We start from the raw sequence: 10662 nt of genomic DNA on the forward strand, positions 1-10662 counted from the left end.
GCCCCGCCACACACGGGCCAGCAGCCCCCCTCGACCGCGCCGCAGAACCCGGCCTCCGACACCGGCCAACGCTCCACACCCACCGAGCGCAACAGCGGTGAACGCTCACCCCAGCGCACCGGTGACACCCGCACCCCGGACCCATCCACACAACGGTCGACCCACGACGGCGACGGTGTGCGCACCCCGACCGAGAGCGCTCCGCCCACTTCGGAAACCGCGACCACCGGCAACACCACCGGCCAGGACAACCCCGGCGCCTCGACGGACGAGCAGCGGGCGAACCCCGACACCGCTCCCGCCCCCGAACAGCGAACCTCATCAAGCGACACCCCGCAGCCCCCGCCTCCCACCACCGAAGACGGCGACGGCCAGCACGACACCAACACCACCACCGAGAACGAACCGCCCCAGGACACCGAGGACACCGGACACAACCCCTCCCAACGCGACGGCGAACAGCCCAACAAGCACGATGAGGAAACCTCCGGGAACGACGACCGCTCCCAGGACCGCGACAAGGACCAGTCCGGTGACGGCAGGGACCAGTCGGGCGACGGCAAGCGGTCAGGCGAGGAGAGCGGCGACCGCTCCGGAGACGGCGAGGACCAGGGCGGCAACGACAGGGACCAGTCAGGGGACAAGAACAGCGACCGATCCGACCGCGAGGACAGCGAGGACAGCGAGGACGGCGAGGACGGCGAGGACGGCGAGCGCACGGACGACGACGCCGAATCCGTGCACGAGGAGGACTCCACCACCGAGAAGGACGGCCAAGAGCAGAAAGACGAAGAGACCCACGAGGACACCCCAGCCGAGACCAGCGTCCCGCAGGAACAGGAGACACCGCAGAACCCACCGTCCGCCGAGAACGGGGAGACGACGGAGGAGACGGTCCGCACACCCGCGCCGACCGAGGCCGAGACGCCCGTGACCACGGAGGAGACACGGCCCGAGGACAGAGAACACGAGGAGAGCACACCTCCCCCGCCCCCCGCACCCGTTCCGACCGAGAACGACACCATCCAATCAGTGGTAACGCCCGTCGACACCGACGTCACGGACACGGAACACGCACCCCCGCCCCCGCCCCCGCCCCCGCCCCCGCAGAACAACACCGGTACCGACACCGGCCCCGTCCCCCTCGGCGGGACAAGCAGGGACATCCTGCTCGGTCCCCTCAGCACCGACTCCCCCGTTCCCCAGGACGGAAGCCTGACCGGCAACACCCCCGCCCCCGTCGGCCGCGGGTCGAACACCCGTGGCAGACCGGTTCCCAAGAGCTCCCGCTTCTCCTTCATGTACCGCTGGCGGTTCAGGGGCACGCCGACGCAGCCGGACCGGAGCACCCAGGAGGGAGCCCCGCCGGAGGGCGCACCGCCACCCCGGCCGCTCCCGACCCTCACCTACGGCAGCGGCTTCGTGCCGGACCGGAGCGGTCAGAGCTACGATTTGGGCTACCTGACCACCTCCACCGTCCTCGGGCCGCACATGCTCTTCGCCGAGCACCTGTCCGAATTCGTCGACGACGTCCTGACCGGTACTCCGGACATGCCCGACTCCGCACGGCAGGAGATCACGAAGGGCGTAGTCGACATCCTCACGAGGGAGGGGCCGCGACCCTTCCTCCGCGAGGGCGGACACACCGTCAGCACCACACACGACGGGCGGACGTGGAGCGTCGACATCGATCTGCGCCCCAACGACGGCGATTTCTACCACGTCGACACCGAGCCCCAGAACGGCGGCGGGGACTCCAGGTTCCTGAGGCTCCACGACGCCGGCCCCGGGGTGGACTCCAGCGACGGCGGATCACGCGGAGCGGGCAAGGCCTTCACCGCCAAGTTCACGGTAAGCCCCTTTTACCTGGGCAGCATCAACGGCAACGACGCCGGACCGATCTTCGCTGTCGGCGGACGCTTCGGCAAGAAGGTCCGGGGCACCGGCGTATCGGCCTCGGCCAGTGCCAACTCCGCCAGCGGCATCGAACCGCTCGGCACCCCGAACCTCTACGTCGGCGACCTGCACATGAAGGCGTCCGTCACCGGTCCCGGCCTCACCGCGCCGCGCGTCCAGGAGGGGACCGCGTACAACGGGCTGGCCATGAACCTGCCGGGCGAGGTGGTCTCCTCCGACGCCCCCCTGCGCATCGTGCCCAACAACGGACAGGCGGAAGACAACGGACACCACCTGCCCGTGAACCGGCCGTTCATAGGTACCGGCCACCCGCTCGAGATCACCCGTTTCTCCCCGGTCCCTCCGGCATCCGGTGGCGGAACCAGTGGGAACACCACGTCCGGCGACGGCGGAACCGGCCGCAGCGGCGAAGGCGACCGCAGCGACAGCACCACCACCGTCACCACGGGCAGCGGCAGGCCAGGGAAGAGCACCTTCGGCACCTGGCTCGCCGACCACCTCCTGGGCCCCCGCCCCGACGGGGACCGGAGCAGCGGCCGCGCTCCCTCAAGGAAGGAACAGCGCCACAACGACTACCGCGAGCGGATCGAATACGCCTTCGACAACGACCGGATGCAGCAGTACCTGCCGCAGATGAGCAACGGTTCCGCGCACATCCGGATCCAGTTCTCCCGCAGTGATTCCCGCATCATGCGGATGTGGTCGGTGTCGACCGAGTACAACCGCAAGGACTTCGCCCTCGGCCTGGCCGACTTCGTGCACAGCAACACCGCGGTCAAGAGCGACTCCTCCAGCGTGAAGCACTCCGACGTGGTGTCCGGTTCGATCGGCGTCGGTTTCGGCATCTGGCTCGACCTGCCCAACGGCAAGAGCATCCGGCTGGACGCGCCCTTCGTGGAGTACTCGGGGACGTTCGAGAAGAGCACAGGGGTCGCCCTGAACACCTCGGGGACGAGCAGCCATGTCGTGCACGCCCCCTCCGGCCACGCGGCCTACGACGTGAAGCGCGACTTCTACGTCCACATTGAGGGCGAGCCGGGGCCGCACCGCTTCGAGGGGGAATCCGTCGAGCTGCTCACGGTCGAGAACGCCCGCCTGCTCAACGGTGAAACGCCCAAGGCCCCGGATCCGACCGGCGAACCGGCCGCGCCACCCCGGCCCCCGTTCCCGAACCTCGCGGTGAACAGCCCCACGGACCTGAGCGGGGCCACCGTACTCGGGTTCGGCTACGTTCCTCCGGCCACTCCCGAGAACAACGGCGAGTCAACGGGAACCACCGCCACCGCCACCGCCACCGCCAACACACCCAACGCCACTGGAAGCACAGGCACCACAGGAACCACAGGCAACAACGACACGGGAACCGCGAACACGACGGGCACCACGAGGAACAACGGCTCCGACGGCGACACCCAGGCGGCTTCCTCACCGCAGCGCTCGTTCTACGACGAGCTGGCGTACCGCGTGCTCGAAGACATTGCCGAGAAGCGTCCCGGAATGGTCATCCCGGACCTGGCGCGGACCGACAAGAACTACGCCGTCCGCCCCAGCCACATGGACCCGAAAAAACCGGACAACAGCTCCCGCGGGCACCGGCACCGCACCTTCCGCGAACACCGCTTGGGCGGACGCCGCAACGTGGATGTGGCACGGGAGAACACCCTGAAGGTCATCAAGGCGCTCTCCGAGTCCGGTCTCAAGAGCGGTGCGTCCGACCTACCCGGTGACGGCATCCCGATCCGCCTCAAAGAGACCGCCGTGATCGACCTGAAGAGACTCACCAAGGACAAGGGTCTGCGCCCCAACCACGTGACCTTGCGTGTCTACGGCGACTTCGGCCGCCTGGTGCACCAGTTCGACACGACCGCCAGCGGGGGCAGCCGGTTCGCTGGCTCGGCCGGCATCACCACCACGAAGGGGTCGAGCTTCAATCAGACGCTCAGCGTCACCGCGGGCGGCAGCGTGCGCACCGAAACCAACGCCGACGCACGCGGCGTCCCCCGGGTCCTGGGAAACCCCTCGACCTCGTTGACCGCATCCCGGAACAGTGGCAAGGGCTCCAGCCAGGGCCTCTCCCACAGCTCCGAGGAGACGGTGCTGTTCAACGGGGACTCCGACGTGTGGACGTCCAGCACCCACTTCACCGCACGACTGTTCGAGTACGACGACATCGGGATGGCCCGCGACAACGACAAGTCCCAGCGCGAACGCGGCATCGAGCTCCTGAAGGGTGGGATGGACGCCCAGACCGTCCTCCTCACACCCAAGATGCCGCCGGTGGCCTCCGACTCCCCGAACACCGCGTCCGACCCGACGGGCACGACCCGCGACGGCGAGACCGCCACCTCCTCCGACGGGCGGGAGACGCGGAACACCACCGAGGTCGCCGCCACCACCGACACACGGGGAGGGGACTCCACGCAGACGAACACCACCGGGCGCACGGAGCCCGACACGACCGGCGGTCGGCAAGAGCTCACGCCCGAGCAGACACGGGACATGATCGTCCGCAACTTCGTCCCGAAGCGCACCCCCGGCGGTACGGCGAGCAATAACCGGGGAGGCCGATGGACCGTCATCCGGAACGGGGGCGTCCACACCTGGGGACGCCGATTCGGCGGGGGTGCCGAGGTCGTCGCCCCTCCCCAGAACACCACCACGAACACCACCGGCACCGACGGCACCCCAACCGTCGTCCCCTCCCCACCGCCTCCCCCTAGCGACACCACGAACACCACGAACACCGACAACAACCCAACCGTCACCCTCACCCCACCAGCGCCCCCCGACACCACCACCAACACCAACACCGGAACGACGCCGGAGACCGCTTCGCCAGGAGGCGAGCGGAGCGGGGACGACTCCCCGGCCAGCCAGCCCCCGCAGGACTCAACGACCCTGAACCAGGACCGCGCCCGAGCGATCCGCCGCATCGGCGGCACCTTCGAGCGCGTGAGCGCCCGCTTCGACACCGGGGACGGGAACATGCGCGGGCTGGTGGAGGAGATGTACCAGACCTTCTCCAAAACGCGCGACAGCAGCTTCTGGCACGGATTCCACCACGGATACGAGCGCAAGCTCGATGCGTCCCTCTCCGAGTCCTCCGGGGTCGGTCGGCAGATCGAGAACCACCTGTCGGCGGAGGAAATCGCCGCGAGCAAGAGCGTGACCACGTCGTCGGGCCACCGCATGCGCCAGAGGTTCAGCGGCGGCTTCTGGTCACCACACGAAGTCCGCGCCACCACCGCCACCCACGTCGAGGCCGACACCGTCACCGACTTCCGCCCCACCGACGCCCAGATGCGGTGGAACGGCGGCAGCGAGACGACCCTGTCCACCAACTCCTCCCTGACCCACAGCCTCGGCCTCAAGTTCGGAGGGAGCGGGGGCCGCAACCCGAACCCGAACCCCTCCGACGGCCCCCTGCCCTCCGATGCCAAAAACCCGATCCCACTGCTCGGGCCCTCCGTCGCCCGCACGTTCTTCTCCCGCGGCAAGTCGCACACCCAGTCGACCTCGTTCACGTCGTCGGTGCTGTTCATCCCGAACAACACCAAGGTGTACGCCTTCCGCGCCTCCGGCCGCGTCACCCAGGCGATCGAGTTCCTGAAGGTCTGGAGCATCGGTCCGCCCCTGAACTGGAAAACCCTGTTCCACGGGTGGACCGCTCCCGTTCAGGACCTGCTCTCGGGCTATGTACACTCCCGCGACGCCCATCAGGAGGGGCTAGTGATGGACAAGGCGGAACGCAAGGGCGACAGGGTGGTTCTGAGCCCGCAGTCCAACCCGAAGAAGCCCGACAACGCGCGGGTGCGACCCGGGTTCGAGAACAACGGCAGGCAGATCCAGCCCGCCGACCCCGGGGCCGCCATCCAGAAGCTGGTGAACGAGCTCGCCAAGAACGGACTGGAGCTGACGGGCGGCGGCAGGGAGGACCTGCTGGCGCGGCTGACCACGCATCTGGGCCAGAACCCGAACTCCACGGTCCCGGTGCCGGTCAAGGTCCGCGCGCTGGGGCCGGACTGGAGGCCGCGGAGCTGGAACCGGGTGCGGTGGCAGCGTTCGAGCTCCCCGGGGAAGGTCTACGTGAACCTGACCAGGGACCCGAGCAGCACCAAAGTCTCGTACGTCGGCCAGTCCGGCTACTACATCGAGTCACACACGTGGAAGGCGACCGACGAGCACTCGCGGAACAGGGGGACCGGGACGACGGTGGGAGCGGACGGCTCGCTGTTGGCCCCCCTCCCCTACGCCCAGGACGACCGGGGGCCGGACGAACAGCCGGATCACCGCCAGCTGTTCTCCTCCCCCGCCGGGGCGGTGTCCTCCTCCACCAACGACGTGCGCTCCTCCGGGGAATCCCAGGACGACGCCCGCACCGTCGAGCTGCACCTGAACACCCCGTACGCGAAGGTCAAAGCAAACACGAAGCTGACCCTCACCCTCGAACTCGGCGAACCCAAGGGCGGGAAGGGCGACGAACCGCCGCGATCGACGTACACGGGCACCGATGACAGCGGGCAGGGCGACGAACCGCCGCGATCGACGTACACGGGCACCGATGACAGCGGGCAGGTCGAGACGCTGTACCCGTTCGCGTACATGACCTTCGATCCCCCGGCGACGACCACCGCGGCCACCACGGGGGACGGCGCGCAGAGCACCGGCACCGACCTGTCGGCGCCTCCCCCCGCGATCACCACGTCCACGGACGGCACCGGCTCCACGGGGACCGATACCGCCGACCAGAACACCCCTCCGGCCCTGGAGAGCGACAACACCACCAGCAACCGGACGGAAACCAGCACGAGCGGGAACGACCGTGCCCCCGCCCCTCCGGAGAACGGCGGCGCGACGCGGCGGCCCAAAGCCCGCGCCCACTACTCGTCCATGTTCGACGCGTTGCGCCCCCGGCCGGGCGACGCCGGCCCCGGCCCCGGCAACGACACCGTCATCACCAAGGCGGTCATGGTGCAGGACGGCGGAAAGGCGATACGCGACATGGCCAACGTCCTCTCCGCGGAGTCCCTCGGCTGGCAGCCGACCGCCGACATCCCCGAAAGGGGACCCACATCCGCCATGGCGAAAGAGGCGCGTGCCTACCTCGCCGACGTCTACGGCCAGGACCGGGTGTACAACGAGATCGACCACAGCCTCAACGAGCAAGCCGTCATGGCGGTGTACCCGGCGGCCTCAGGCAACTCCGAGGTGGTGCAGTTCGCGGACATCAACCGCACCGCGTTGGGCACCAGGGTCGTACCGAGCAGCCGCGGAGCGAAGATCCTGGACGCGCTACCGGGCAGCCAGCTCAGCGACTCCCGCGCCCGGCCCCGGACACACAGCGCCAGTGACTCCCACGGCGGGAGCCAGGGCCGCGGCGGAGAGGTACGCCCGTCCGGGCTGACCACCGGCGGTGTCTCCCACGACGGGCACGAGGGCATCTACACCGGTGCGCCCGGTCTGAACACCGGCTCGTCCCATGGGGCCGAAAGGAGCTCCAAGCAGGCCGTCAAGGGCTACCAGGAGTCCGACAAGCTCCGCCAGGGGACCGTCTACCTCGTGGAGTACGACGCCACCTGGGTGTTCGCCGCGGCCAGCAAGCTCAAGGCACCCGCCTTCCTCCACCAGAACACCCCGACCCCTCCGTCGACCTCGCCCCTCTCCCGGCCCACCCGCTGGGCCAAGGGCAAAGTCACGGTCAGGATGGCCGGCTGGTACTCGGAGGCCGACGCGATCACGATGGGCTTCCTCACACCGGACCAGGCGAAGGCCCTGTCCCCCGTCATGGACCGGGCCAACCAGGCACGGGAGGAGTTCAGTCAGGCGGAGGGCACGTACGCCGACACCCGGGCCCCGCTGGAGGGCCTGGCCGGGAGGTACGCCGCCGATCCGGACGGCCGGAGCGCCGAGAGCGCCTACGAAGCACAGGAGGACAAGTACGAAAAAGAGGCACTGCCCGCCTTCGACGCCCAGATCGACGCCCTGGTCGAGACCGTGAACAACACGCGAGCCGCGCTGGAGGGCGCCGGGCAGAGGCCGAACGGCGGCACCGTCCCCGCCGCGCACACGATGAGCGGCGACGGAAGTGGAGGGACGACCCGCGCACCGGCCACCAGCACCACGACCACCGGGAACACGGGTACGCCACCAGCCCCCAGCGGAACACCTCCAGTCGGCACCACGACCACCCCCACCACCGGCACCACGACCACCGGAGGGCCCCAGCCGCCCACCGCCGTGTCCCCGCCGGACTCGGCGCCCGCGCCCACGGGGCCGAGCCAGGAGCTGGTCGACCGTTTCCTGGCGGAACTGAACCTCCGTGCGCCGGAGCCCGACACCCCCGTCCGGGATTCCGGCGCGCTGGACTCGGACGGCTTCAGGAACCCCGAGGGCGGCCAGGAGCAGAACACGAACACCGTGGACGCGCGGGTCCAGCGCGCCTCCGACGCCGCGAACACCGCGGCCCAGGAGGCCCGTGACGCACGCGATGACGCGAACGGCCTCTCCACCCCCCTGGAGCAGGGCAGGGCCGACCTTCGGAACGGCATCCGCATCCTCACGGGCTCCGGCGGCGGAGCACCCGCCGCCGGGACCGGAGGTCCCGCTGAGCCCGCACCCGCGTCCGGGACCGACGACGCCCCCTCACCGGGAGCGGTACGGCAGGCACATGACGCGTGGGAGGCGGCGGGCACGGCGCACAACGATGCCACCACCACCCGCGACGGTTTCAACACCTTCCGCGACGACGCCTTCGCGAGGACGCCCCAACCCGATCTCGACGCCTTCAGCGAACGGGTCACGACGGCCGCCTCCAAGGCGAAGGACGCGGACACCGCCGCGACCGGCGCCCTGAACACCGTCACCGGGCTCAGGAAGGACCTCGACGAGACCCAGACGCGGTACCAGGAGCTCAGCACAACCGTGGAGGGCCTGTCCGGGCAGGGTCGGCCCGTCGGCGGGGACCGGGCGGCCCAGGACGCGCGCGGCCGAGCCAACACCCTGGTCTCCGACCTGAAGGGGATCACCGGTCGCGCCGACACCGCACAGAAGGCAGCGGAGAAGGCGCAGACCGACGCCAACGCCGCGAAGACCACGGCCGACCCGATAGCCGCGGAAGCCACGCCCCTGCGGACATGGGCCGAGGAGCTCAGCACCAGCGCGTCCGACTACGGGAACAGCGCGAATCAGGCCACGCAGAACGCGCGGAACGCCGGTCAGGCGGCCCGGCGTGCCGCCGACGCGGCCAAGAACGCCCGCACCGCCGCGAACACGGCGGAGGCCAGGGTCGCCGAGGTGCGCACCGGAGCCGCGAACGCCACCGAGAACGCGGCGCGGGCCGAGGCCGACGCCCGCGCGGCCCGCACCGCCGCGGACCTCGCGGCTCGGGCGGCGGCGAACGCCTCCCGGCCCTCCCCCGGAGGACAGACCGCGTCGGGCGGCACCGGCCCCCAGGGGACGACGAACCCGCCGACCAGGACCCTCGGCGACGCAGGGGCGCAGACCGCGCCGAACACGGCCGACGACCGCGGGAGGACGGCGAACACCCGGGAGGACGTCGCTCGCCGGGTCGCGGAGGACGCGCGGGCGAGGGCCCAGGAGGCCCGGCAGACCGCCCGCGAGGCGGCGGAGCGCGCGGCCCAGGCCGCCAAGGACGCGGAGCAGCTGGCCGAGCAGGTACCGGACCTGCGCACCAGGGCGAACACCACCGCGCAGAAGGCCAAGGAGGCCGCCATTCACGCGGAGGAGGCACAGGAGATCGCCAACACGACCATGAAGACCGCCGACACGACCGTCAAGACCGCCGACAAAGCCGCCGCCGACGCCCGTCGCGCACAGCAGGCCGCCCAGACGGCGGAGGCCGCGGCCAAGCGTGCCGCGAAAGCCGTGGAGAGCGCTCATAAGACCCGCGGCAACGCCGAGAAAACCGCCGAAAGCGTACGGAAGCTGTTGGAGAAGATCATGGCGGCCATGGAGCCGGGGAGGACGTCGTCCGAGGGCGGCCCTCCTCCCAGGCAGAACTTCCCGGGGCGGCCGCCCGGAGGATCGGGTTCCACGGTTCCCGGCCGGAGCTGAGCACGAATGCGCGCTTTCCGACAGGCGCGCTTCCTTAATGTTTCCCTGCACGCCGTCCGGCATTTACCATCTGGCAACACAAAGGCGCTACTTCTGAACCACAGAAGCGAATGGGCAATAAACAGGGAATGAATTCCCGCCTCCAGTAGGCGGACTTGCCAGCTGAATTCCTCCGCGTGAACCGATTCACCTGCCGCCACTCTCTCCCAGGCCGGGGCGACTCCCCGCGAACGCGGTGACCGGAGCCAATCGGCACCGGCTCGGCAGCAGCACCGACCGACCTCCGTCCCGCCTTCACCAGGCCTCACGCCCGGACACCGGAGCGGCCTTCCTCGCGAACGGGTCCCGGCACCAGGGGAACAGGAAAAGAATATCCGGCCGGTTCCAGGAGAACCGTTGCGGAAACAATCGGCATGCCAACCGAGTGGAACGCGTTCCAGGAATCTCCCGCCGCTTCCGAAGCACACCCATGACCTTCGGGAATTCACCGGAAGGAGCCCAGTCGAGGGTTCCACACCAAGGAACGGAGCACCGATACGCGCGACTTCTCCGGTGTTACCTTCGTGGCCGCATAGCGGCACCAAGGGGCACAGGGGGAGACGCGTATGCCGTTGGACGAGAACATGAGCGACTCCGCACGCGGCGCGATCAAGTTCCTCACCGGCATCGAGG

Annotated in this window: 1 protein-coding gene; it reads left to right on the forward strand. The window is 69.8% G+C overall.

All coding sequences use genetic code 11. From position 1 onward, the window contains the following. The first annotated feature begins 177 nt into the window (after positions 1-177). Positions 178-9990: a hypothetical protein gene (locus tag ACSIH6_RS38515; protein ID WP_435113678.1), complete on the forward strand. Its 9813-nt coding sequence runs from the start codon at positions 178-180 to the stop codon at positions 9988-9990. Positions 9991-10662 lie beyond the last annotated feature (672 nt).

Source organism: Nocardiopsis synnemataformans, from assembly GCF_965343085.1.
GTDB classification, from domain to species: domain Bacteria; phylum Actinomycetota; class Actinomycetes; order Streptosporangiales; family Streptosporangiaceae; genus Nocardiopsis; species Nocardiopsis alborubida.